Raw genomic sequence first — 25263 nt, 5'->3', positions numbered from 1 at the left:
CGTCAGATCTGCGGGACCGCCTGGCTGAGACGGCCGCCGACGCGGATCGGCTCGACGCGCTTGGCCAGGCCCGTGCGGTCGTCGGTCTCGACGAAGACGCCGCAAATGGTCGCCGGGCCGCTGGCGGGGACATAGCGTCCGCCCGACAGACGGGTGGTGAAACGGCGCAGCGGCTCTTCCTTGTCGTTACCGATGACGGAGTCGTAATCGCAGCAGCCGCCCGCATCGGTCTGATAGGCCGTACCGTGGGGCAGGATCTGCGCGTCGGCGGTCGGGACGTGGGTGTGGGTGCCGACCACCAGACTGGCGCGGCCGTCGCAGAAGTGGCCCATGCCCATCTTCTCGCTGGTGGCCTCGGCGTGCATGTCGACAATGACGGCGTCCGCGACGACGCCCAGAGGCGCGGCCTCCAACTCGCGCTCCACGGCGCTGAAGGGGTCATCCATCGGGTCCATGTGGACGCGGCCCAGCACATTGATGACCAGCACCCGGCGGCCGTCCGACGTGACGAAGACGTCGGCGCCGCGCCCCGGCGCATCCATCAGGCGCGGATAGTTGGCCGGACGGATCAGGCGCGGCTCGCGCACGATATAGGTCAGGGCCTCGCGCTGATCCCAGCTGTGGTTGCCCAGCGTCAGGACGTCGGCCCCAGCGTTGAAGATGTCGTTGGCGGTGTTCTCGGTGATGCCGAAACCGCCCGCCGCGTTCTCGGCGTTGACCACCACGAAATCGAGCCTGAGGTCGCGCCTCAGCCCCGGAAGATGGTCCGAAAGTCCATCGCGCCCGGACTTGCCGACCACGTCACCGAAAAACGCCAATCTCATGGGAAGGCTCTATAGCCGGTCTCGGTCAAAACGCCATGCAGGCGGATGTCGTGCGGCTCCAGATCGAGACGATCGACCGCCTGCCCGGCATAGGCGAAGCCGACCCGGCGCGCATCGGGCAGCATCGCGAAGGTCCGGTCGTAATAGCCGCCCCCCTGGCCCAGCCGTCCGCCGTGGGCATCGAAGGCCAACAGGGGCGTCACGATCAGGTCCGGCCGCACCACCTCGCTCAGCGGCAGAGGCGCGGGACATCCGGCGGCGTCCAGCTCCAACGGCTCGCCCGGCGCCCAGGCGCGGAAGATCATGGCCGCGTCGCGCTCCAGCACCACCGGCAGGCACAGGCGACGGCCCGCCTGGTGCAGGGTGTTGGCCAGGGCGTCGGTGTCCAGCTCCGACCCCATGGCGCGATAGAGGGCGACGATTTCAGAAGACGGCAAGGCGTCGGCATGGCTCGCGGCGCGCTCGGCGACTTCGGGATCGGCCTCGCCCAAGCGCTTGCGAAGCGCGCGCATGGCGGCCCGGAGTTCGTGCTTGGGGGTCATCGCCGCTCGGCCCTTCGCCAAATTCCACCGTCATCCTCGGGCTTGACCCGAGGATCCAGCCTAACGGCGCACTGAACGCCGACAGGCCGAGCGCGTCGCCCAACTCGATCCTCGGGTCAAGCCCGAGGATGACGGCGGGAGAAAGAACGATTGGAGAAATGCTCGCCAACTGCGCAAGGGGCCAGCGACCGCGTCTCCAGCGTAGCGCACCAAAACGCGCTCAAGCAGCAAGCGACCGCGTCGCGAGCGATAGCGCACTAAATAAAGATGGGTTGGCGGCGCCGCGTGAGCCGTGAAGAACGTTTAAATCCTCTCGACCTGGGTAGCCAGGTGGGCTCCGTATGCCCAGGCCCTCAAGCCCGGACAGGGACAGATCCCTATGAGTGAATTAAGGTCAGAAGGATATGTTGTCTTCGACGTGAGCCGCAGCATGACCCGCCGTCGCGCAAGATAGGCGTTCGGACAGGTTTCAACAATGGCGAAGCGCGCGTTTCTCCCTCCTCATAGAAGGGAGGGGTGACAGAGCCCGTCAAGACGAAGTCGGATGGAGACGACGCGACGCCAGCTCATTCCCACGAAAGCGCGAACTCCTGTTTTACTAACGCTGCTCCGTATCGAACCCGCCTAACGGGTCAGCCAGGAAAAAGCCCGTCGCAGATGCTGACGCGCATCCGTCAGGATGGGTCGGCCATGCGCCATCAGGATACGTTCGGTTGGCCATTCGAGCACTTTCGCAAGGCTCGCACGCGCCGCGGTGCGGTCCCTTGTGGCCAGTCGGAATTTGCGCGGAACTTCCGCAACCGGCCCCGTCATCAGGTCGAGGCGAGCCACCAGCGCCCGCCAGCCATGATACCAGTCCTCCGGCAGGTTCTGCAGTAGATCGGTGAAAATGGCCGTGCCGCTCGGGCGATGAAACAGTACGGCCTCGCTGGCGATGGCGTTCTCGAAGATGATCAGGTCGATCTGCCCCTCCCAGCTGCTCGGCGCTGTCGCCGCTAACGCCCCATCGAACCTCAGATCGGCACGCTTTTCCGCCAATGTAGGCGGCGCCAGAGTTTTGGCGTGCGGATAGGCCTCCTGCCATTCCCCGACAAAGCTGTGATGGAGGGCGTTGGGCGGAACGATGAATCCGACCGGTCCAAGTCGGCCGACCGCCTGACGCATTTCCAGGCTAAGCGACACTGGCGACCAAACGACCAGCTCCCCATCCGCAAGCCGCATCACCGCCATCCGGGTCGGGTAGCGAAATCCCCCGCCGCCGACCACCACCGGGCCATCGGCAATCCATATGTCCGTTCCGAAGTCTTGGAGCATGTCGGTGTCCGAATGCGGTTTATAGAGGCGACGCCCTACATCGTCTGAACGATCTTCTCGATGCGGGCGGCCACGGCGTTCAGGGCCTCGGCCACGCCGTCGCTGGCCGGGGCGGGCGTCGCGACGGCCGCCGTCGCCGCCTTGGCGCGACCCGAGTTCTGGACCGCCGCCTGGCGTTTCGCTTCTCCAAGCTCGTCAGCCAGCATCAGGGCGGCCATCAGGAACAGCCGCACGTCGCCGACCTGGCCGACCTGATCGGCCACGCCCTGCACCCGTTCGTTGAATTGGGCCGCCAGGTCGCGCACCCGCGCCTCCTGACCGTCAGCGCAGCCCACTGCATAGGGGCGGCCGTGAACCTCTACCGTCACCGTCGCCATCAGTTCGCCTCCTCTTGCCCAGCGGCTTGCTGTGAAGCCGCCTGCTGCTGCGCCAGCACCTCGCGCACGGCGTCGGCCGCGCGGGCCAGCGCCTGGGCGGTTTCCTGACCGGCCGTCTCCAGCTCGGCGATGCGCGCCAGGTCGGCCGCGTTCGAGGCGCGCGGCGCGAACAGGTCGTCGTCCGCGATGGGCGGCGCCGAGGCGGGCCGGGCTTTCAGCTCAAGCACCTTGCGCTCCAGATCAGCCAACGCTCGATCAATCCGCGCCTTTGCAGCCGTAACGGCGTCCATGATGGTCCTTTCTTCCAGATTCCGTGTAGAACCTGCCGGCGCGCCGGGGTAAAGCGGCGCCGCCCCCGCTTTATCCTGTTCCTGAGGAAAGGTCTCGCCGTGACCGACGCCCAAGCTGCATTCGCCAAGCCTTCGCCCAAGCAGATGGCCGACGCCATCCGGGTGCTGTCCATGGATGCGGTGGAAAAGGCCAAGAGCGGCCACCCCGGCATGCCGATGGGCATGGCCGACGTCGCCACCGTCCTTTATTCGAAATTCCTGAAGTTCGACGCCAGCCGTCCCGACTGGGCCGACCGCGACCGCTTCATCCTGTCGGCCGGTCACGGCTCGATGCTGATTTACAGCCTGCTGCACCTGACGGGCTATAAGGACGCGACGCGGGAGCAGCTGGAAAACTTCCGCCAGTGGGGCTTCAAGACCGCCGGCCACCCCGAATACGGCCACATGGCCGGGATCGAGACGACCACCGGCCCGCTGGGTCAGGGCCTTGCCACCTCGGTCGGCTTCGCCCTGGCGGAGCGCCATCTGGCCGCGCGCTTCGGCAAGGATCTGGTCGACCACCGCACCTGGGTCGTCGCCGGCGACGGCTGCCTGATGGAAGGCGTGTCGCAGGAAGCCATCGCCCTGGCCGGCCGCCTGAAGCTGAACAAGCTGTGCGTCCTGTGGGACGACAACGAAATCACCATCGACGGTAAGGTGTCGCTGTCGGACGCCACGGACCAACTGACGCGCTTCAAGGCCTCGGGCTGGGCGGTCAAGGCCATCGACGGTCACGACTATAGGCAGATCCAGAAGGCCCTGGCCTGGGCGACCAAGCAGGACAAGCCGACGCTGATCGCCTGCAAGACCAAGATCGGCAAGGGCGCCGCCACCATGGAAGGCAGCCACAAGACCCATGGCGCGGCCCTAGGCGCCACCGAGATCGCGGCGACCCGTCAGGCGCTGAACTGGCCCTTCGCGCCGTTCGAACTGCCCGAAGGCGTGCAGAAGGCCTGGGCCAAGGTCGGCAAGCAGGGCGGCAAGGCCCGCAAGGCCTGGGAAGGCCGTCTGCTGAACCACGCCCAGCGCGACGACTTCACCCGCGCCATGGCCGGCGACCTGCCCACCGGCGCCTTCGAGGCGCTGGACGCCAAGCTGAAGCAACTGGTCGTTGACAAGCCCGCCCTGGCCACGCGCCAGTCGTCGGGCGAGGCGCTGGAGACGGTGTTCAACGCCATCCCCGAAATGGTCGGCGGCTCGGCCGACCTGACGGGCTCGAACAACACCTTCGTCAAGAACACCCAGATCATGGACGCGCCGGATTACGCCGGCCGTTACCTGAACTACGGCATCCGCGAGTTCGGCATGGCCGCGGCGATGAACGGTCTGGCGCTGCACGGCGGGGTCATCCCCTACGGCGGCACCTTCATGGCGTTTGCGGACTACAGCCGTCCGGCGATCCGTCTGGGCGCCCTGATGGGCGTACGCGCGATCCACGTCCTGACGCACGACAGCATCGGCCTGGGCGAAGACGGCCCGACGCACCAGCCGGTCGAGCATCTGGCGGCCCTGCGCGCCATCCCCAACCTGCTGACCATGCGCCCGGCGGACACGGTCGAGGCGCTGGAGTGCTGGCAGGTCGCCCTGCAGCACAAGACCACGCCGACCGCCATGTGCCTGTCGCGTCAGAAAACCCCGGCCGTGCGCGTGACCGACGCGGGCGAGAACCTGTCGCGCAAGGGCGCCTATGAGCTGAAGGCCGCCAACGGCGAGGCGAAGGTCACCCTGTTCGGCACCGGCACCGAGGTCGCCCTGGCCCTGAAGGCCGCCGAGACGCTGGAGGCCGAAGGCGTGCCCACCCGCGTGGTGTCGGTCCCCTGCTTCGCCCTGTTCGAGCAGCAGCCCAAGGCCTATCAGGACGCCGTCATCGGCCGCGGCACGGTGCGCGTCGCCGTCGAGGCCGCCATCAAGCAGGGCTGGGAACGCTTCATCGGCGAAGACGGAGGCTTCGTCGGCATGGCCGGCTTCGGCGCCTCGGCCCCGGCCGAAGTCCTCTACCGCGAGTTCGGCATCACCGCCGAAGCCGTGGTCGAAGCCGCCAAGGCCCGGCTGTAAGCTCCATGCGCCGCCTCGCCCTCGTCCTGAGCTTCGGCTTATCGATGGCGGGCGGCGCGCCTGCCTTCGCCGAGACAACCGCCCCCATGGCGGTCGAGACGCCCGTTGTCATCGGCCAGTCCTACGCCCTGCCCTCCGCCGTCATGAACCAGACGCGCGAGATCAACGTCTGGCTGCCGCCCGGCTATGCCAAGGGCAGCCAGACCTATCCCGTCCTCTACGTCCTCGACGGCGGACAGGATCAGGACTTTCACCACATCTCGGGCATCGCCCAGTTGGGGACCATCGTCGGCACGACGCGCGACGTCATCGTCGTGGGCGTCGCCTCGATGGACCGCCGCAACGAGCTTGCCCTGCCGACCGACGACGCCGAACTGATCTCCCGCTATCCGACGCAAGGGCAATCCGACCGCTTCCGCCGTTTCGTCGGCGAAGAGGTCATGCCCTTCATCGAAGTCCGCTATCGCACCAGCGGCGAGACGGCCCTGATGGGCGAGTCCCTGGCGGGCCTATTCGTGGTCGAGACCTTCCTGAAAGAGCCGCAGATGTTCGACGCCTATGTCGCCGTCAGCCCCAGCCTGTGGTGGGACGGCGGCCAGCTGGCGCGGCAGTCAGGAGCGCATCTGCGCGACCACTCCAACGATCCGCGCACCCTGATCCTGACGCTGGGCGACGAGGGCGAGATGATGCAGGCGCCGATGGACGTGCTGACCGCCAACCTGCGCGATCACGCCCTGCCCGGCGTCACCTGGGACTTCACCCCGCGCCCGAACGAGAGCCACGCCACCATCTATCACGGCGCCGCGCTGGACGCCTTCCGCCGCCTCTATGCGGTTCCGGCCGAGCCGGGAACCTGAACGACTTTTCGGAGCCTGACGCCATGAAGATCGGCACGCCGCTTACTGACCACGCCACGCGCGTCATGCTGCTGGGCTCGGGCGAGCTGGGCAAGGAGGTGGCCATCGAGCTGCAACGCCTCGGCGCCGAGGTGATCGCGGTCGACCGCTACGCCAACGCCCCCGCCATGCAGGTGGCGCACCGCAGCCACGTCATCCCCATGACCGATCCCCAGGTGCTGAACGGGATCATCATGGCCGAGGCCCCGCACATCATCGTGCCGGAAATCGAGGCCATCGCCACCGACGCCCTGGCGGCTATCGAGGCGGCGGGGCTGGCCCGCGTCATCCCCACCGCCCGCGCCACCCAGCTGACCATGAACCGCGAAGGCATCCGCCGTCTGGCCGCCGAAGAGCTGAGCCTGCCGACCAGTCCCTACGCCTTCGCCGCCTCGGCCGAGGAACTGGCGGCGGGGGCGCAGGCGGTGGGCTTCCCCTGCTTCGTCAAGCCGGTCATGTCGTCCTCGGGCAAGGGCCAGTCCTATGTCGAGGGGCCTGAGGGCGTGGCCGAGGCCTGGGCCTATGCCGAAGCGTCGGGGCGGGTCGCGGGCGGCGTCGTCATCGTCGAGGGGCGCATCGACTTCGACTATGAGATCACCCTGCTGACGGTGCGGTCGTTGCGCGACGGCGCCGTCCGCACGGACTTCTGCGCCCCCATCGGTCATCGCCAGCAGAAGGGCGACTATGTCGAAAGCTGGCAGCCGCAGATCATGAGCCCCGCCGCCCTGAAGACGGCGCAGGCCATTGCGGCCAAGGTGACGGAGGCGCTGGGCGGTCTCGGCGTGTTCGGCGTCGAACTGTTCGTGAAGGGCGACGAGGTCTGGTTCTCGGAGGTGTCGCCGCGTCCGCATGACACCGGGCTGGTGACGCTGGCGACGCAGGTCATGAGCGAGTTCGCCCTGCACGCCCGCGCCATTCTGGGCTTGCCCGTGGACGTGACCTTGCGCGAACCCGGCGCCAGCGCCGTCATCTACGGCGGCATGGAGGCCGAGGGCGTGGTGTTCGAAGGCGTGGTCGAGGCCCTGTCGGTCCCGACCGCCGACCTGCGCCTGTTCGGCAAGCCCGAGGCGTTTGAGCGCCGCCGCATGGGCGTGGCCCTGGCGCGCGGCGCCGACACGGACGAAGCGCGTGCGCGCGCGGCCGAGGCGGCGGGCAAGGTGCGGGTAGTCGCTCCGTAGTCCTTCTCCCACAACGGGAGAAGGACCGGCCAAGCTTCTTCGACTTTTGTCGATTGGCGCCGGACGCGATTAGGGTCCAAAAAAGACGAAAGGTCGCACCCAGTCGACCCGGAGGACCGTTCGTCATGGGCAAGCTCAAGACGGCGCTGATATTCGGCGCCATCGCTATCCTGGGGGCTGTGTCCCTCGCCGTCATCGCCCTGCACCAGGGCGAGAGCATCAGCGCCGTCTGGATCGTGGTCGCGGCGCTGTGCGTCTACGCCATCGCCTACCGCTTCTACGCCCGCTATCTGGCCGGGAAGGTGCTGGGGCTGAACGCAAGGCGGCCCACACCGGCCGTCCGGCACAATGACGGGTTGGATTACGTTCCGACGCCACGCAACGTCCTGTTCGGCCACCATTTCGCGGCCATCGCGGGCGCAGGGCCGCTGGTCGGGCCGGTGCTGGCGGCGCAGATGGGCTATCTGCCCGGCGTGCTGTGGATTCTGGTCGGCGCCGTGCTGGCGGGGGCGGTGCAGGACATGATCGTCCTGTTCATGTCGACCCGCCGCGACGGCCGGTCGCTGGGCGACATGGTCCGCACCGAGATGGGCCCCATCCCCGGCGTCATCGCCCAGGTCGGGGTGCTGATGATCATGGTCATCATCCTGGCCGTGCTGGCCCTGGTGGTGGTCAAGGCGCTGGCCGAGAGCCCCTGGGGCACCTTCACCGTCGCCGCCACCATTCCCATCGCCGTCTTCATGGGGCTGTACACTCGCTTTCTGCGCCCCGGCCGCGTGGGCGAGGTGTCTGTGATCGGCGTGGTGCTGCTGGTTCTGGCCATCATCGGCGGCGGCCATATTGCGGCTGATCCCTTCTGGGGTCCGGCCTTCACCCTGTCGGGCACGACGCTGGCCATCGCCATGATGGCCTATGGCTTCATCGCCTCGGTCATTCCAGTGTGGCTGCTGCTGGCCCCGCGCGACTACCTGTCCACCTTCCTGAAGATCGGCGCCATCGTCGCCCTGGCCGTCGGCATATTGATCGTGCGGCCGCATGTGCAGATGCCCGCCATCACCCCCTTCATCGACGGGACCGGGCCGGTCTTCTCGGGCGCCCTGTTCCCCTTCCTGTTCATCACCATCGCCTGCGGGGCCGTGTCCGGTTTCCACGCCCTGATCTCGTCCGGCACCACGCCCAAGCTGCTGGAGAACGAGAACCAGATTCCGCTGATCGGCTACGGCGCCATGCTGTGCGAAAGCTTCGTGGCGATCATGGCCCTGATCGCCGCCACCGTGCTGGACCCGGCCGTCTATTTCGCCATGAACAGCCCGGTCGCCGTCATCGGCGACAACGCCGCCTCGGCCGCCGCCGCCGTGGCCCAGTGGGGCTTCCACATCACTCCGGCCGAGCTGGAGCAACTGGCCAAGGACGTGGGCGAACACTCCATCCTGTCGCGTGCAGGCGGCGCCCCGACCCTAGCGGTCGGCATGGCGCACATCCTGTCGGGCGTCATCGGCGGCAAGGCCATGATGGCCTTCTGGTACCACTTCGCCATCCTGTTCGAGGCCCTGTTCATCCTGACCACGGTCGATGCGGGCACCCGCGTCTGCCGCTTCATGATCCAGGATCTGCTGGGCATGGCCGTGCCCAAGATGCGTCAGACCCAGTCCTGGACCGGCAACGTCGTGGCCACGGCCCTGACGGTCGGGCTGTGGGGCTATTTCCTCTATACCGGCGTGGTCGATCCGCTGGGCGGGATCAACAGCCTGTGGCCCCTGTTCGGCATCGCCAACCAGATGCTGGCGGCGGTCGCCCTGATCCTGGGCACGGTCGTCCTGTTCAAGATGAAGCGGCACAGGTTCGCCTGGGCCACGGCGGTCCCGGCGGTGTGGCTGCTGATCTGCACGGTCACGGCAGGGCTGCAGAAGCTGTTCCACCCCGACGTGAAGATCGGCTTCCTGGCCCACGCCCGGAAGTATCAGGACGCCATGGCCGCCGGCGACATCCTGGCCCCGGCCAAGACCATCGGCGACATGCACCGGGTCATCGTCAACGACTACGTCAACTCGGCGCTGACGGCGGGCTTCCTGTTCGTGGTGCTGACGGTCGTGGTCTATGGCGTCGGGGCCTGCCTCAAGGCGCTGAAGTCCGACCGGCCGACCGTGGTCGAGACGCCCGCCGAGCATGAGCTGAACCTGAGCGACGAAGCGATGGACATCGCCCGTGCTTAAGTCCTCTTCATCCTCGACGACGACCGGCGGCGCGGACCTGCTCTGCGCCTGCCGGGACACGTTGGTGCGGTGGGGCAAGGACGCCCGCCGCACCGCCGGGCTGATGATCGGCCAGCCGGATTATGACGCCTATGTCGCCCATGCCGCCGTCACCCACCCGGATCAGGCGCCGCTGGACCGCACCGCCTTCTTCCGCCTGCATGAAGCGCGGCGGTTCGGCGAAGGCGGCGGCTTCCGCTGCTGCTGAGGCGGCTTGACCGCACCCGGACGGTTACAGGCGATCATATCTTGTTACGGGCCTTGTTACGGCGACGGGGTTGCAACCGCGCGCGCTCCGTCCCACTAAGGCGCCAATCATAACCGCCCCCTGTTCAGGAGACTGCTCCCCATGACCGTTCGCGTCGCCATCAACGGCTTCGGCCGCATCGGCCGCCTCGTCCTTCGCTCGATCGTCGAGCACGGCCGCAAGGACATCGAGGTCGTGGCGATCAACGACCTGGGCCCGGTCGAGACCAACGCCCACCTGTTCCGCTATGACTCGGTGCACGGCCGCTTCCCCGGCACGGTCACGACGGGCGAGGACTGGATCGACGTCGGCACCGGCAAGATCAAGGTCACGGCCGAGCGCGACCCGGCCAACCTGCCGCACGCCGAGCTGAAGGTGGACATCGCCCTGGAATGCACGGGCATCTTCACCTCCAAGGACAAGGCCTCGGCTCACCTGAAGGCGGGCGCCAAGCGCGTGCTGGTCTCCGCCCCGGCCGACGGCGCCGACAAGACCATCGTCTTCAAGGTCAACCATGAGACCCTGACGGCCGACGACATCGTCGTCTCCAACGGCTCGTGCACGACCAACGCCCTGGCCCCGGTGGCCAAGGTGCTGCACGACCTGTTCGGCATCGAGCGCGGCTATATGACCACCATCCACGCCTACACCGGCGACCAGCCGACGCTGGATACGATGCACAAGGATCTGTACCGCGGCCGCGCCGCCGCCCTGTCGATGATCCCGACCTCGACCGGCGCCGCCAAGGCCCTGGGCCTGGTCCTGCCGGAACTGAAGGGCAAGCTGGACGGCTCGTCGATCCGCGTCCCGACCCCGAACGTCTCGGTCGTCGACCTGAAGGTCGTCGCCGGTCGCGAAGTCACCGTCGAGGAAATCAACGCCGCCCTGCTGGCCGCCGCAAACGGCCCGATGAACGGCGTCCTGGCCACGACCACCGACCCGCTGGTCTCGGTCGACCTGAACCACGTGGCCGCCTCTTCGACCGCCGCCCTGCCCCAGACGCAGGTCGTCGACGGCAAGCTGGCCCGCGTCCTGACCTGGTACGACAACGAGTGGGGCTTCGCGACCCGCATGGCCGACACCGCCCTGGTGATGGCGAAGTTCCTCTGATCCGGCCTCGCGCCTGACAGACTGCTGACCTATGAGGGGCTCTCGCCGAACGGCTGAGAGCCCCTTGTTTCAAGACGACGGGCCCGCCGCCCAGATCAAAAGACGGACCACCGATGACCTTCCGCACCCTCGACGACGTTTCCGACCTTTCGGGCAAGGCCGCCCTGGTCCGCGTGGATTTCAACGTGCCGATGGAGGACGGGAACGTCACCGACGACACCCGTCTGAAGGCCGCCCTGCCGACCATCCACCGCCTGCGCGAAGCGGGCGCCAAGGTGGTGCTGCTGGCCCACTTCGATCGTCCCAAGGGCGAGCGCGTGCCGTCGATGAGCCTGAAGCCCGTCGTCCAGCCGCTGGAGCTGCTGCTGCACGGCCCCGTGCGCTTCGCCGACGACTGCGTGGGCGATGAGGCCAAGGCCGCCGTGGCAGATCTGGACGCCGGCGGCGTGCTGCTGCTGGAGAACGTCCGCTTCCACAAGGGCGAGGAAAAGAACGATCCGGCCTTCGCCCGGCAGCTGGCGGAACTGGGCGACCTCTACGTCAACGACGCCTTCTCGGCCGCGCACCGCGCCCATGCCTCGACCGAGGGGCTGGCCCGGCTGCTGCCCGCCTATGCCGGTTGCGCCATGGCGCGCGAGCTTGAGGCGCTGGACGCGGCGCTCGGCAAGCCGCAGAAGCCGGTCATCGGCATCGTCGGCGGCGCCAAGGTCTCGACCAAGCTGGACCTGCTGAAGAACCTGGTCGCCAAGCTGGACTACCTGGCCATCGGCGGCGGCATGGCCAACACCTTCCTGTTCGCCCAGGGCGTCGATGTCGGCGGTTCGCTGTGCGAGAAGGATCTGGCCGACACCGCCCGCGAGATCATCGAGGAAGCCCGCCGTCAGGGCTGTGAACTGCTGCTGCCGGTCGACGTCGTGGTGGCCAAGGGCGTCAAGCCGGGCATCGAATCGGGCGTCCGCGCTCTGGACCGCATCGCCGCCGACGACCTGATCCTGGACGCTGGGCCTGAGACGGTCGCCCGCCTGAACCGCGCCATGGACCTGTCGAAGACGCTGATCTGGAACGGCCCGCTAGGCGTGTTCGAGGTTCCGCCCTTCGACAAGGCCACGGTCGAGGCCGCCAAGCACGCCGCCGAACTGGCCAAGGCCGGCAAGCTGGTCGCCGTGGCCGGCGGCGGCGACACGGTCGCGGCCCTGAACCACGCGGGCACGGCCGACGACATGACCTTCGTCTCCACCGCGGGCGGCGCCTTCCTGGAATGGATGGAGGGCAAGGTTCTGCCGGGCGTCGAGGCGCTGCGCGCCGCCTAAAAACGTCAAGGCGAGGGCTGTTCGCGGCCCTCGCCCCTGATGTCTGAAGCTTTAGTCTTCGCCGTCCATGTCGACGGCGCGCGCGACCAGATCGCGCCACGTCGGATCGGTGTCGTCCACCAGATCGACGTCATCCAGCAGGGCCACCGCCCCGCCGCCGTCGGGCAGGATCAGACCCAGCACCTCCATCAGATCGCCGTCGGGCCCGACATGGGCCTCGGCCTGAACGATCACCGCCGCCTGTTCGCCGTCGTCTTCCCACCAGATGACCGGCTGAGGCAGCTCCATGTCGATGACGCGCGCCTCTTCGGTGTCGCCCAGAGCGAACACGGCCTTGCCCGCCTGAACATCGTCCAGCGTCGCCACGGCCCCGTTGAAGGGCGTCAGCCGCGCCCAGTCGTCGACGTCGAAACCGCCGCCGTCCTCATCCAGCGCATCATCGTTCTGGCTCATCGCCGCTCCTTGGTCAGATACGCCGAGGCGTCGCGTCCACTTAGAGGCTGCGCGCCCAAAGTCCACCCGGCTTGCGCCCTGTCACATCGGCGTGACTTCCCCCGCCCGACCGGCTAAGACCTCGGGCAAAATCATATCTGGTTCAGGAGACTATCCATGGCGCGCATCACGCTGCGACAACTGCTCGACCACGCGGCGGAGCACGACTACGGCCTGCCCGCCTACAACATCAACAACATGGAGCAGGGCCTGGCCATCATGGAGGCCGCCGACGCCGTCAATGCGCCGGTCATCATCCAGGCCTCGCGCGGCGCCCGCTCCTACGCCAACGACGTCGTCCTGGCCAAACTGATCGACGCCCTGGCTGAACTGTATCCGCACATCCCGGTCTGCATGCACCAGGACCACGGCAACGGCCCGGCCACCTGCGCCACCGCCATCCAGTACGGCTTCACCTCGGTGATGATGGACGGCTCGCTGGAAGAAGACGCCAAGACCCCCGCCTCCTACGAATACAACGTCGACGTGACGCGCCGCGTCACCGAGATGGCCCACAGCTGCGGCGTCTCGGTCGAGGGCGAACTGGGCGTTCTGGGCTCGCTGGAGACTGGCATGGGCGAGGCCGAGGACGGCCACGGCTTCGAAGGCAAGCTGGACCACTCGGCCCTGCTGACCGACCCGGATCAGGCGGTCGACTTCGTCAAGGCCACCAAGGTCGACGCCCTGGCCATCGCCATGGGCACCTCGCACGGCGCCTATAAGTTCACGCGCCAGCCGGACGGCGAAGTCCTGGCCATGAACGTGATCGAGGAAATCCACCGTCGCCTGCCCAACACCCACCTGGTGATGCACGGATCAAGCTCGGTGCCGCAGGATCTGCAGGACATCATCAACGCCTATGGCGGCCAGATGCCCCAGACCTGGGGCGTGCCGGTCGAAGAGATCCAGCGCGGCATCAAGAACGGCGTGCGCAAGGTGAACATCGACACCGACAACCGCATGGCCATGACCGGCGCCATCCGCAAGCTGCTGGCCGAGAAGCCGGGCGAGTTCGACCCGCGCGCCTATCTGAAGCCCGCCAAGGAAGCCATGCGCAAGCTGTGCCAGGAGCGCTATCTGCAGTTCGGCTGCGAAGGCATGGCCTCCAAGATCAAGCCCCTGTCCACCGCCCAGATGGCAAAGCGCTACGCTTCGGGCGAACTGGACCCGCGCATCGGCTGATCGCCGGTCGCGTCCTGATCAGACTGAAACGCCCGCCTTCGTCGACCGGAGGCGGGCGTTTTCATGTTCACCAGACGCCGTAGCGGCCGCCGATCGCCCCGCGCACCGCCCGCGCCTCGATCTCTGCGTAGTGAAGCGCCTCTTCGGCCTGGCGCGCATCGCGACGGGCGTCGCGAATTTCATCACGCACTTCACGGATACGGTCGCGGATGCGGCGGCGCTCCTCGTCGGTCAGGCCGTCCTGGCGCAGTTCGCGCTGCTTGGCCTCCAGCTTGTCCTCGCGATTGTCGATGCGGCTGATCGCCGAGTTCAACGCGCTCTCGGCAGAGGCCACCGCCTGCTCGACCGCATGGATGCGCCGCCCGTCCTCATAGGCAGGCAGGAAGTCTCGCTCCTCGGCCGGGGCGCAGACCCCGCCATAGCTGTTCCCTTCGCGCCCCTGCCGGAAGCCGTTCTCCCAGGTGCAATAGGTCCGCAGCCCGTCTTCACGCGAGGCGAGATAGGCGCTCATGTTCGGCGCCACCCCGTATTTGGCGCAGGCCTTGGCGTGCTCGTCCAGGCGGCTGACCTGGCGTCCGGCCGCGCCGTCGCGCCAGCCCTGACCGCCCCAGTCGCCGACCAGGCACTGATCCTCGTTCATGGTGGCGCAGCCCGACAACAGCGTCAGGCCCGAAACAGCGACAACGGCGGCGATCAGCGACTTCATCTTCGGCCTCTCCAGGGGCGTTTTCGCGTTTGAGGTCTGATGACGCCTCTGCACGCAAGCCATGCTATTTCGCCTTATGGCCGATGAACCTTTGCTGACGGAAGACGACGAAACGCTCGAGGATGCGCCGCGCGCCGCAGAACGACTTCAGGCGCGCATCGACGCGCCGGGCGTGCGTCTGGACAAGGCTCTGGCCGAGGCCTTCCCGACCCTGTCCCGCGCCCGGCTCCAGGCCCTGCTGGCCGACGGCGCCGTCACCCGCGACGGCCAGACGGTCTCCAACGGTTCGGCCAAGGCCCAACCCGGTCTCTATGTGGTCGCCCTGCCGCCCGTCGCCCCGGCGACGCCCCAGCCGGAAGCCATCCCCCTGACGGTGCTGTTCGAGGACGCCGACCTGATCGTCATAGACAAGGCGCCCGGCATGGCCGCCCACCCGGCGCCGGGCTGCGAGACCGGCACCCTGGTCAACGCCCTTCTGGCCCACTGCGGCGACAGTCTCTCCGGCATCGGCGGCGTCGCCCGCCCCGGCATCGTCCACCGTCTGGACAAGGACACCTCGGGCGTCATGGTCGCCGCCAAGTCCGACCGCGCCCACGCAGGACTGTCCGCCCTGTTCGCCGCCCACGACATCGAGCGCACCTATGTGGCCCTGACGCGCGGCGCGCCCTCGCCCGAGAAAGGCCGCATCCAGACCCAGATCGGTCGCTCCAGCGGCGACCGCAAGAAGATGGCCGTGCTGCGCTCCGGCGGACGCGAGGCGATCACCGACTATGTGGTCCAGCAAACCTTCGGCCGCCCGGCCAAGGCGTCGAACGCCCCGCTGGCGGCTCGCGTCGCCTGCACCCTGCACACCGGCCGCACCCACCAGATCCGCGTCCACATGGCGTCCAAGGGCGCACCCCTGCTCGGCGATCCCGTCTACGGCTCGGGCAGCCCCGCCGCCCCCGTCCGCGCCGCCGTCGAGGCGTCCGGCTTGAAACGCCAGGCCCTGCACGCCGCCGTCCTCGGCTTCATCCACCCTGTCACCGGCGAAGCCCTCCGCTTCGAAACCGCCCCGCCGGACGACATGCAACGCCTCGAAGCCCTGCTGTCCGAACTCTGACGCTCCGGACCGGCGTCCGACTGCGCCAAACTGCCCGCTTTATTAGCAACAACATCTGTGCTAGATAATGACGACGACGGCGAAGGACTGAGCATCGCCGCCGAATTGGGACAATCCGCCCCTTTCGCTTCGGGCAACGGATTCCCATCTTGTCAGTTGAGGGGCGAGGTGATGACGCACGTCATGTGGTCGGAGCCGCAACGCCAGCTCATGTAGCCGGAGGGACCATATGGCCAACAATACGCTGACGGTGATGTCGCCTGAACAGGGACTGTCCCGTTATCTTACGGAAATCCGTAAGTTTCCCATGCTGACCAAGGATGAGGAGTTCATGCTCGCCAAGCGGTGGAGCGAACACCAGGATCCTGAGGCCGCCCACCGTCTCGTGACCTCTCACCTGCGCCTCGTGGCCAAGATCGCCATGGGTTATCGCGGCTACGGCCTGCCGATCGGCGAGGTGATCTCCGAGGGCAACGTCGGCCTGATGCAGGCCGTCAAGAAATTCGATCCCGACAAGGGCTTCCGCCTGGCGACCTACGCCATGTGGTGGATTCGCGCCTCGATCCAGGAATACATCCTGCGCTCCTGGTCCCTGGTGAAGATGGGCACCACCGCGGCGCAGAAGAAGCTCTTCTTCAACCTGCGCAAGGCCAAGAGCCAGATCTCGGCTTTCGAGGAAGGCGACCTGCACCCTGAACATCTGAAGGCCATCGCCACCAAGCTGGGCGTGTCGGAAGAAGAAGTCACCAACATGAACCGCCGCCTCGGCGGCGACGCCTCGCTGAACGCTCCGCTGCGCGCGGACGGCGAAAGCGAGTGGCAGGACTGGCTGGCCGACGACGACGCCGTCAGCCAGGAGACCCAACTCGCCGAAAACGAGGAAAAGTCGATCCGCATGAGCCTGCTGCAAGAGGCCATGGAGGAACTGACCGACCGCGAGAAGCACATCCTGACCGAACGTCGCCTCAAGGACGACCCGGTCACGCTGGAAGAACTCGCCGGCCAATACGGCGTCAGCCGCGAGCGCGTGCGTCAGATCGAGGTGCGCGCCTTCGAAAAGCTGCAAAAGGCCATGCGCGCTGCGGCCGAGGAACGGAACCTGGTCGACGCCTGACGTCGACCAGGGCTCACTACCCCGCCCGCGCCAGCGTCTCGGGCGGCGCCAGCTTCAGCACCGCCTGAACCGGCGCCGTCAGCGCGGCCTTCGTCGGCGCCCCGGCAGCCAGCACCGTATCCAGACCCGCTGCGGCGATCGCCAACGGCGCGTCGCCGGTCTTGATGGCCAGCGCCTTCAACGTCTCGGCTTGCTGCTTGATGGCCCGCACGGCCTGCATCGGATCGCTGTCGAACTGCGTCAGGGCGGAGAACAGAATCCGCATCGCCTGATCCTTGACCGCCACCGCGGCCTCGGCGCCGGAACGCGGCTTGTCCGCCTTGCGCTTCTGCGGTCCGGCGTAGTCGTCCGAGTTGAAGCGCCGCCGATCCGGGCCGACATAGCCCACCGCCTCGACCCAGTCGCGCGGCTTGGTCGCCAGGTTCTCGATCCGACGTTGCAGATCGCCGCTGGTGAAGGGTTTTCTCAGGAACTCGTGCACGCCGGAATCCCGTGCGCCCTTGATGGCGCTGGCGGTCGCCTCGGCCGTCACCATGATGATCGGCGCGCGTCGGCACGACAGGCTGGAGCGACGGATACGCCGCACGAGAGCCTCGCCGTCCAGCTTCGGCCCTGCCCGCTCGGTGCAGATCAGGCCCGGCTCCATCTCGCGCGCCAGGTCCAGCACGCGCGCCTCGTCGCCCTCGACCACGATCTCGCGCGATCCGAACCCCTTCAGCAGGTCCATCAACAGGCGCGCAGCGGCGGGATTGGGGTCGACGATCAGCACACGCCGAACCACCGGCGCGATCCTCTGCATCGTCTTGGCGTCTAGGGCGAACACGGGGCGAGCTCCATTCCAGAGCCCGACCCTATGCCCCACGGGTTAAGGCGATGTTGCCTCAGCCCAAAAACGTAAACTCAACCTTGGAAAGGATCGCGCATCAGAATGGTGTCGTCCCGCTCGGGGCTGGTCGACAGCAGGGCCACCGGCGCGCCGATCAGTTCCTCGATCCGCCGCACATACTTCAGCGCGTGGGCGTTCAGATCCTTGAAGCTGCAGACGCCAGCCGTGCTCTCGTTCCAGCCTTCCAGCTCCTCGAACACCGGCTCAGCCGAGGCCTGATCCTTCAGGCTGGACGGCAGATAATCCAGCACCTCGCCGTTGATGCGATAGCCGACGCAAATCTTCAGCGTCTTCAACCCGTCCAGCACGTCCAGCTTGGTCAGGGCGATGCCGTCGATGCCGTTGATCGCCACCGACTGGCGCACCAGCACCGCGTCGAACCAGCCGCAGCGACGCGCCCGGCCGGTGTTCACGCCGACCTCGCGACCGACCACGGCCAGATGTTCGCCGACCTCATCGTTCAGTTCGCAGGCGAAGGGGCCTTCGCCGACGCGGGTCGTATAGGCCTTCACGATGCCCAGCACATAGCCGACGCCGCGCGGACCGACGCCCGACCCCGCCGCCGCCTGACCGGCGATGGTGTTCGAACTGGTCACATAGGGATAGGTGCCGTGATCCACGTCCAGGAAGGCGCCCTGGGCCCCTTCGAACAGCACGCGCTTGCCCGCCTTCTGCGCGGCGTCCAGCACCCGCCACGCCGGCTTGACGTAGGGCAGGATCTTCGGCGCGATCTCCAGCAGTTGCGCCAGCAGAGCCGCCGGATCGATCGGCTCCAGCCCCAGGCCCGCGCGCAGCGGATCATGGTGCGAGCGCAGGCGGTCGATCTTGATCTTCAGGTCGTCTTCATTGGCCAGGTCGCAGACGCGGATGGCCCGACGCCCCACCTTGTCCTCATAGGCCGGGCCGATGCCGCGGCCGGTCGTGCCGATCTTGGCGCCCGGCGCGCTGGCGGCGGCCTCGCGCGCCACGTCCAGGGCCGGATGGATCGGCAGGATCAGGCAGGCGTTGTCGGCGATAGTCAGAATGTCCGGCGTGATGGCCACGCCCTGAGCCTGGATCTTCTCGATCTCGCCGACCAGGTGCCACGGGTCCACGACCACGCCGTTGCCGATGATCGAGGGCTTGCCCTGAACCACGCCCGACGGCAGCAGCGCCAGCTTGTAGACCTTGCCGTCAACGACCAGCGTATGCCCGGCGTTATGGCCGCCCTGGAACCGCACGACCATGTCGGCCCGGTTCGACAGCCAGTCGACAATCTTGCCCTTGCCCTCGTCGCCCCATTGGGCGCCGACCACTGCGACGTTAGCCAAGACCGTTTTCTCCGCAATCCAGAATGCGGTGGGAGCCTATAACCCCTGAATCGTCCGGAGTCGCCCCCCAAAGGGCGTAGAATGGGCGACAGAATTATCCGGCCAGTTCGTCGACCGCCGCCTGGAACGCCCACTCCAACCACGGCGTCGCGGCCACGACGTCCGCCGTCTCGACCGTGCAGCCGCACCACAGGCGCAGACCCGGAGGCGCATAACGATGCGGCTCCATGTCATAGACCGCCCCCTCGCCTTCCAGCAGCCCCTTGAACCGCTTCACGAAGGCCTTCTGTCCCGCCTCGTCCATCGCCGCGATACGCGGATCGACGAACTTCAGACAGACCGACGTGGTCGAGCGGATTTCCGGGCGCTCCGGCAGGAAGTCGATCCAGTCGGTCCGCTCCACCCACTCGGCCAGGGCCGCATAGTTGGCGTCGGTGCGCGCGATCAACGCGGGCAGGCCGCCCGCGCCCTTCGCCCAGTCCAGCGCGTCGATCCAGTCCTCGATGGTCAGGACCGAGAAGGTGTTCATCACCACCCCGTCCGCCAGGGTCCGGTCAAAACCCTTCTTGTCGACGATCCGCAGCACCTTGGGCACGGCCCGATCGGGACGATACGTATCCAGCCTTGCCACGGCGCGCGGCGACAGCACCATCAGGCCGATGCCCGCCTCGCCGCCCAGCGCCTTCTGGAAGCTGAAGGTCGTCACATCCAGCTTGTCCCACGGCAGGTCCATCGCAAACGCCGCCGAGGTCGCGTCGCAGATGGTCAGCCCCTCGCGATCATCGGCGATCCAATCCCCGTCCGGCACGCGCACGCCCGAGGTCGTGCCGTTCCACGGAAACACCACGTCCTTCTTCGGATCGACCTTCGACAGGTCAGGCAGTTCGCCCCACGGCGCCGTCAGCACTTCCGGCTCCAACTTCAAGTGATCGCGCACGTCCGTCGCCCAGACCTGGCCGAAATTTTCATAGGCGACGACCTGCACCGGCCGCTCGCCCAGCATGCACCACAGCGCCGCCTCGACCGCGCCCGTGTCCGACCCCGGCGTATAGAGCAGCACATAGTCGTCCGGCGGACTCAGCACTTCGCGCGTCAGATTCAGCCCATGCGCAAACCGCTCGGCCACCTCCGGCGCGCGGATGCCCCGGCCCATCAGATTGGTCGGCAGCCCCGCCAGCGACCAGCCCGGACGCTTGGCCGTCGGCCCGGACGAGAACCAGGGGCGAGCGGGCTTGGCGGCGGGCTTGGGCGTCATCACGGTCTCTACAGTCTCGGGGAGGAGAAGAAGGAAGCTAAGCCCTTAGGCCATCAACGGCCGGGCTTATAGGGCCGGCGCTCACGCCATTCGGTCGCAAACCGGACCAGTTCGTCGTCCGGCGTCTCCGGCAGCGTCACCACCAGTTTCGCCAGCAGATCGCCGCGCTTGCCGTTCGCATAGGCGCCGCGCCCCTTCAGCCGCAGCACCTTGCCCGAGTTCGAGCCCTTGGGGATGGTCATCATCACCGCGCCCTCGGGCGTCGGCACCTGAATCTTCCCGCCCAGCACCGCATCGGGGACCGACACCGCCAGATCCATCGTCAGATCGGCGCCGTCGCGCTTGAACACCGGATGCGGCTGGATACGCAGTTCGATCAGGGCGTCGCCCGCCTGACCGCCCCGCCCTGGCGCGCCCTGCCCCTTCAGCCGGATCACCTGGCCTTCGGAAGCGCCCTTGGGAATGGCCACATCCAGCATCCGCCCGTCCGAGAACTGGATGCGCCGCGTCGTCCCGGCGATGGCGTCTTCAAGGCTGATGTCCAGTGTCGCCCGCACGTCCTGGCCGCGCCCGCCGCCGAACCCACGCCCAGCCCCACGCCCGCCGCCGCCGAAAGCGCCGAAAATCTCTTCCAGATCGATGTCGTCGAAGCTGGCCCGGCCGCCGGGACCGCCCTCGCCGCGCCCGCCGAAGCCGAAGCCCCCGAAACCGCCGCCGCCCGGCCGTCCGCCCTGCGCCCCCCCGCCGAAGCCGCGGAACTGCTCGCGTCCATCGGCGTCGATCTCGCCGCGATCATATTTGGCGCGTTTCTCGGCGTCGCCCAACAGGTCGAAAGCGGCGGTGATGCGTTTGAACCGTTCCTCGGCGGCCTTGTCGCCGGGATTCTTGTCGGGGTGCAGTTCCTTGGCCAGCTTGCGGAACGCCTTTTTGATCTCGTCCGCGCTCGCGCCCTTGGAAACGCCCAGTTCCTGATAGGGATCGCCAGCCAATTTTCGCTCCACTCCGGATCAATACAGACCAGAGCGTCAGTTAAGCCATGCGCCCGCCCGCCGAAAGGGGCCGACATGGTTTAGATCGGCAGGACCAGCGGAACCATCGCCTCCGCGCCCCAGCCGTACCCGTCGCCCCACTGGGCCACGGCGACCTTGGCTATGGAGCCGACGCCGCCTGGAAAGTCCGCCGCGACCTCGACCGCGCCATAGACGGCCGCCAGCCCCTCGACCTCCCAAACCCGGCGCTCGACATCCCCGTCCAGCACCCGCACTCGGAACCGTCTCGGATCGACCTCGACCGGCTCGCCCCCCCAGCCGTCGCCGCCCTGCCGCACGCGCGGCCGCCAGTTCAACCGCCATCCGCCGCCTTCTGGGCTCGCCTTCAGATGCGCCGGTCGCCACGGCGCCGCGTTCCGGTTGCTCCAGGCGAAGCTCACCTCCGTCGTCCCCGTCCCGCCCGGCGGCGAACCCACAGGCCCCGCTCGCCAGACCCGCGGCAATCCGCGCTCGACCGCATCGACCTGGGCCCGCGCCATGCCGCGCTCCAGCACGACGACCAACGCCCCCGGCTCCGCCCCGCGCGCCGCCGCCTCTTCCGTCCCCTGCTGCCCGCGCAACAGGCCGCTCAGCCGCCACACGTCGCCGCCGATCAGTTCGGCCCGGCGGAACTGCGCCAGCTCCCACCCGTCCGCACTGCGCACCGCCAGCAGATTGGCGCCCGACAGCACCGCCTCGACCGCCCGGCTCTGCGGCGCCTGCCCCTCGATCCGCACGTTCAGCACGCCCGTCTCGTCCCAACGCCCGACCACGCCCGGCCGCAGCGGCGCCGTCAGCGTTCCCACCGTCGCGGGCGTCTCCACCACCGCCCTCTGCGTCAGACTGTCGACCGAGACCCCGCCATGCAGCGCCATCGGCGTCCACGGCTCCGCCGCCGCTGCGACCACCGGCCGCCCGTCCGCCTCCTCGCCCGGCAGCGGCGGCAGGTCCAACAGCATCAGGAACGGGGCCCCAGGCGTTCCCGCGCCGCCGCCGTCTCCACGCCAATCCTCGGGCGCGTCCACAACGACCACCTCAACCATCGGGGTCAAGGTCGCGCTGGGCGTCTCGTCCCAGTCCAGCCGCTCGACGCGCCAGTCGCCCGCACGGCCCTCCACCGCCGTCACATCGCCCGGCTCCAGCCTCAGCGCCTCCAGCGGCCCCAGCTTCAGCGTCAACCGCTCGGCCGCCTCGCCCTGCAACAGCCGCTGCGCCGCCGCCGTCGCCAGCCCGGTCCCGACCACGGCGGGCAGCGCCGCGTCCACGCCGCCGCCCTCGCCGTCGCCGCGCACCGTCACCGCGCCCAGCTGATAGTCCGCCGCCTCGTCGATGAAGCGCAGCCGCGCCGCGCCCGGCCGAGGCGTCAGCCGTCGATCCGCCGCCGCGCTCCCGCCCTTGTCGGGCAGGGCCAGCGCCGCCTGATGCAGCGTCATCTCCCGCGCCGTCTCGCCCAGCACGGCCACCCGACCATCCCGCTCGGCCGTCGTCGCCCCCAGCGCCTGCACCAGCGGCGCCAGCGCATCCTTCGTCGCCATCGGCCGGTCGATGACATAGCCCGTCACCCCGCCGTCCACCGCCCCGACCGTATAGTCCGTCTCGCTCAGCCCGCCCCGCTTCAGGATCGCTTCAATCAGCCCGCGCGCATCGCCGCCCATCCGCCCGTTCAGCCAGTGCCCTGTGCGCCAGGCGCCCGCGTCAGCCCACACCTCATGCAGCGCCGGAAACGCCGGATAGGGCCGCGCGTCCCAGCACCAGACATGCGCACCCTGCAGCATCGGCCCGCCATAGACGCCCGAGACCGGGTTGTTCACCGGCTGCGCATAGTGCCCCAGCACCGCCTCGATCAGCCGCCGCTGCATCCGGTCGTCGCGGGCGCCCGTAGAGTACGGCGGCAGAGCGTTCTCGCTGCTCTTCGGATCTTGGAACAGGTTCGGCGCATTGCCCCCGCGATCCACCGCCGCACAGCCGAACTCGGTCAGCCGGATCGGCTTCATCCCCGGAACCCAGGCCGTCGGCGCCGCCTGCCTTGCGCCGCCCACGCGCTCATGATGCCGGTTCGACCACCAGCCCTTCAGATCCTTATAACGCCAGATCCAGTCTTCGCCGTGGGCGCCGTCCGTGATCGCCGTGCGCCGCTGCGCCGCCCGATCCGCCGCGCCGGCGTAGAACCAGTCATACCCCTCGCCGCCCGCGACCTGCGCCGCCAGATAGGCCGGGTCCGACGGCCCTTTGAAATCTTCGGCGTCCCGCCCGCCGTCGCCGCCGCGCCAGTCGCCCATCGGCGGATACCAATCGATGCCGACGTAATCGATATTCGGGTCCGCCCACAAAGGATCGAGGTGAAACCGAACCTCTCCGTCCCTCTGCCAGCCGAAATACTCCGACCAGTCGGCGGCGTAGCTCAGCTTGACCCGCGACCCGACCACCGCCCGGCACTCCGCCGCCAGCGCCCGAAACTGCGCCACCGCCGGAAAGCCCCCGTTCGCATCCCGCGTCCAGGTCAGCCCCCGCATCTCCGAGCCGATCAGCAGGCCGTCCGCCCCTTCATCCGCCGCCATGCGGGCATAGTGCAGCGCCAGCCGCCTCAACCCCCAGCCGCCCGCCGTCCCGAACAGGGCCGCGACCTCAGCCGTCGCCCCGGCCCCATCCGTTCCCGTGATCCGCCCTCGCCACGGATAGCCGGCGCAGTCCATGAAGACGAAGGGATACAGCGTCACCTCTAGCCCGCGCGCCTTCAGCGCCCGGATCGCCTGCCGCACGCTCTCGTCCGACGGCGTCCCGCCATAGGCCGGGCCTTCGCCGCCCTCTCCGTCGTCGACCCGGCTGATCAGATGCGCGTCCGCGCGCGTCACCCCCGCCACGCCCCAGACCAGCGGCTGGGTCGGCTTGTCCCTCCGCTCCACCCCTGGCCGGATACGGCAATGCCCCATCCGCACGTCATCGCCGAACCAGCCGAGCACCAGACTGACCCGCTTCAACCGCGGAGCCTGGGCCATCAGCTGATCCAACGAGGCCTCCAGGTCCGTCTGACCCGCCGTCAGATGCACGTTCTCCGGCGTGGACTTCGCCAGCCCCTCGCGCCGCATCACCGGCTCGGTCGCCAGGCAGAACTCTCCCGCGCCGGGGATCAGGCACACGCCCTCCAGCCGGTCTTCCAGCTGCGGCGCCGCCCCCTGCGGCCGCCGGAACACCTCGAACGCCAGCTGCGGCGGCCGGTCGCCATAGGCGTCCAGCGGCAGATCCTCGAACACCACATAGGCCGTACCGCGATAGGCGGGCGCCCGCCCCTCCACCGCCTCGATCAGCGGGTCGGGCGTCTGATCCTCCGTCCCGCGATGCAGCCGCATCGTCACGCCCGCCATATCCATCGGCTGGCCGTCGGCCCAGACCCGCCCGATCCCGTCGATCGGCCCCTCGCACAGGGCCACGGCGAAGCTCAGCGAATAGGCGTAGTCGACCGTCTTCTGACCGCCCTTGCCGCCCGACCGCTTCTCCTTCCTTTCTAGAAAGCGCGCGGCCCAGATCACCTGCCCGACCACCCGCGCCCGGCCGAAGACGCAGGCCATCGACGCCCCCTCGGCTGAGGATTGCAGCTTCAGCCCCTCCAGCCTCGGCCCGACCTGCCGCGCGGGCGACAGGCCGGCGACCAGCCAGTTATCCGCCGCCCGCCCCAGAACCCCGCCGATAAAGCCCCCGATCGGTCCGCCCAGCGCCGACCCGATCCCGCCCAGAACGACCTGCGCCATGCCTGCTC

General features: G+C 68.3%; 22 protein-coding genes and 1 other RNA gene. 10 read left to right on the top strand and 13 right to left on the bottom strand.

All coding sequences use genetic code 11. The annotated features are described in order from the left end of the window. Positions 1-2: 2 nt before the first annotated feature. The 6 genes from FGL25_RS03725 to FGL25_RS03700 all read right to left on the bottom strand — a co-directional run bounded on the left by FGL25_RS03725 (position 3) and on the right by FGL25_RS03700 (position 3347). Positions 3-824 (bottom strand): TIGR00282 family metallophosphoesterase, encoded by an 822-nt coding sequence (locus FGL25_RS03725; protein ID WP_040345911.1) that lies wholly within the window; start codon positions 822-824, stop codon positions 3-5. Continuing rightward, positions 821-1366 (bottom strand): 5-formyltetrahydrofolate cyclo-ligase, encoded by a 546-nt coding sequence (locus FGL25_RS03720; protein ID WP_138140988.1) that lies wholly within the window; start codon positions 1364-1366, stop codon positions 821-823. The genes FGL25_RS03725 and FGL25_RS03720 overlap by 4 nt, the downstream gene beginning before the upstream one ends. A 274-nt stretch (positions 1367-1640) precedes the next feature. Next, positions 1641-1801: non-coding RNA, 6S RNA (ssrS, locus tag FGL25_RS03715), on the bottom strand. 189 nt (positions 1802-1990) lie between these two features. After that, entirely contained in the window at positions 1991-2680 is a 690-nt protein-coding gene (locus FGL25_RS03710; protein WP_046653228.1) for a DUF4336 domain-containing protein, read from the bottom strand. 35 nt (positions 2681-2715) lie between these two features. After that, a complete protein-coding gene (locus tag FGL25_RS03705) occupies positions 2716-3057 on the bottom strand; it encodes a cell division protein ZapA (RefSeq protein WP_003165793.1) in 342 nt (113 codons plus the stop codon). Further along, positions 3057-3347 carry a hypothetical protein gene (locus FGL25_RS03700; protein WP_003165794.1) on the bottom strand — a complete coding sequence of 97 codons (291 nt, stop codon included), beginning with the start codon at positions 3345-3347 and terminating at the stop codon, positions 3057-3059. Before FGL25_RS03700 ends, FGL25_RS03705 begins: the two co-directional genes overlap by 1 nt. Before the next feature lie 144 nt (positions 3348-3491). On the opposite strand from FGL25_RS03700, the gene tkt reads away from it, so the two are divergent. The 7 genes from tkt (at position 3492) to FGL25_RS03665 (ending at position 12434) form a co-directional block, all read left to right on the top strand. Then, complete coding sequence (gene tkt, locus FGL25_RS03695) at positions 3492-5441, top strand: transketolase (RefSeq protein ID WP_252970242.1); 1950 nt, start codon at positions 3492-3494, stop codon at positions 5439-5441. A gap of 5 nt (positions 5442-5446) precedes the next feature. Further along, entirely contained in the window at positions 5447-6298 is an 852-nt protein-coding gene (locus tag FGL25_RS03690; protein WP_003165796.1) for an alpha/beta hydrolase, read from the top strand. A 23-nt stretch (positions 6299-6321) separates the two neighbouring features. Next, positions 6322-7515: a formate-dependent phosphoribosylglycinamide formyltransferase gene (purT, locus tag FGL25_RS03685; RefSeq protein ID WP_128720534.1), complete on the top strand. Its 1194-nt coding sequence runs from the start codon at positions 6322-6324 to the stop codon at positions 7513-7515. A gap of 125 nt (positions 7516-7640) precedes the next feature. Then, on the top strand, positions 7641-9728 hold the full coding sequence (locus tag FGL25_RS03680) for a carbon starvation CstA family protein (protein WP_138140986.1): 2088 nt from the start codon (positions 7641-7643) through the stop codon (positions 9726-9728). Next, positions 9721-9975, top strand: a complete 255-nt coding sequence (locus FGL25_RS03675) for a YbdD/YjiX family protein (RefSeq protein ID WP_138140985.1) — start codon at positions 9721-9723, stop codon at positions 9973-9975. The genes FGL25_RS03680 and FGL25_RS03675 overlap by 8 nt, the downstream gene beginning before the upstream one ends. Positions 9976-10116: 141 nt before the next feature. Beyond that, positions 10117-11124, top strand: a complete 1008-nt coding sequence (gene gap / locus FGL25_RS03670) for a type I glyceraldehyde-3-phosphate dehydrogenase (protein WP_088410127.1) — start codon at positions 10117-10119, stop codon at positions 11122-11124. 113 nt (positions 11125-11237) lie between these two features. Then, positions 11238-12434, top strand: coding sequence for a phosphoglycerate kinase (locus FGL25_RS03665; RefSeq protein WP_138140984.1), 1197 nt, complete (start codon positions 11238-11240; stop codon positions 12432-12434). Between the two features lie 51 nt (positions 12435-12485). Here FGL25_RS03665 and FGL25_RS03660 read toward each other — a convergent pair whose 3' ends face one another. Further along, positions 12486-12887, bottom strand: a complete 402-nt coding sequence (locus FGL25_RS03660; protein ID WP_046653215.1) for a hypothetical protein — start codon at positions 12885-12887, stop codon at positions 12486-12488. Between the two features lie 156 nt (positions 12888-13043). Between FGL25_RS03660 and fba the strand changes: the two genes are divergently transcribed. Beyond that, the gene (fba, locus tag FGL25_RS03655; RefSeq protein WP_003165803.1) at positions 13044-14108 is read left to right on the top strand and encodes a class II fructose-bisphosphate aldolase; all 1065 of its coding nucleotides are present in this window, start codon (positions 13044-13046) and stop codon (positions 14106-14108) included. Between the two features lie 67 nt (positions 14109-14175). On the opposite strand, the gene FGL25_RS03650 is transcribed toward fba, so the two are convergent. Next, the gene (locus FGL25_RS03650) at positions 14176-14814 is read right to left on the bottom strand and encodes a DUF2799 domain-containing protein (RefSeq protein ID WP_197733798.1); all 639 of its coding nucleotides are present in this window, start codon (positions 14812-14814) and stop codon (positions 14176-14178) included. Between the two features lie 76 nt (positions 14815-14890). On the opposite strand from FGL25_RS03650, the gene FGL25_RS03645 reads away from it, so the two are divergent. Both FGL25_RS03645 and rpoH read left to right on the top strand, forming a co-directional pair. Further along, the gene (locus tag FGL25_RS03645) at positions 14891-15916 is read left to right on the top strand and encodes an RluA family pseudouridine synthase (RefSeq protein WP_128720770.1); all 1026 of its coding nucleotides are present in this window, start codon (positions 14891-14893) and stop codon (positions 15914-15916) included. A gap of 229 nt (positions 15917-16145) precedes the next feature. Next, a complete protein-coding gene (gene rpoH / locus FGL25_RS03640) occupies positions 16146-17030 on the top strand; it encodes an RNA polymerase sigma factor RpoH (protein ID WP_138140982.1) in 885 nt (294 codons plus the stop codon). Positions 17031-17046: 16 nt separating this feature from the next. On the opposite strand, the gene FGL25_RS03635 is transcribed toward rpoH, so the two are convergent. The 5 genes from FGL25_RS03635 to FGL25_RS03615 all read right to left on the bottom strand — a co-directional run bounded on the left by FGL25_RS03635 (position 17047) and on the right by FGL25_RS03615 (position 25255). Beyond that, complete coding sequence (locus tag FGL25_RS03635; protein WP_003165808.1) at positions 17047-17853, bottom strand: response regulator; 807 nt, start codon at positions 17851-17853, stop codon at positions 17047-17049. A gap of 77 nt (positions 17854-17930) precedes the next feature. Next, positions 17931-19226: an adenylosuccinate synthase gene (locus tag FGL25_RS03630; protein ID WP_138140981.1), complete on the bottom strand. Its 1296-nt coding sequence runs from the start codon at positions 19224-19226 to the stop codon at positions 17931-17933. A gap of 94 nt (positions 19227-19320) precedes the next feature. Next, complete coding sequence (locus FGL25_RS03625) at positions 19321-20481, bottom strand: phosphoserine transaminase (protein WP_138140980.1); 1161 nt, start codon at positions 20479-20481, stop codon at positions 19321-19323. 53 nt (positions 20482-20534) lie between these two features. After that, complete coding sequence (locus FGL25_RS03620) at positions 20535-21470, bottom strand: DnaJ C-terminal domain-containing protein (protein ID WP_128115974.1); 936 nt, start codon at positions 21468-21470, stop codon at positions 20535-20537. An 80-nt stretch (positions 21471-21550) separates the two neighbouring features. Beyond that, positions 21551-25255 (bottom strand): baseplate multidomain protein megatron, encoded by a 3705-nt coding sequence (locus tag FGL25_RS03615; protein ID WP_138140979.1) that lies wholly within the window; start codon positions 25253-25255, stop codon positions 21551-21553. Positions 25256-25263: the final 8 nt, after the last annotated feature.

Source organism: Brevundimonas vancanneytii (assembly GCF_901421975.1).
Taxonomy (GTDB): domain Bacteria; phylum Pseudomonadota; class Alphaproteobacteria; order Caulobacterales; family Caulobacteraceae; genus Brevundimonas; species Brevundimonas diminuta.
The sequence above is the reverse complement of the archived record's forward strand: the minus strand, read 5'-3'. Positions and strand labels throughout refer to the sequence as shown.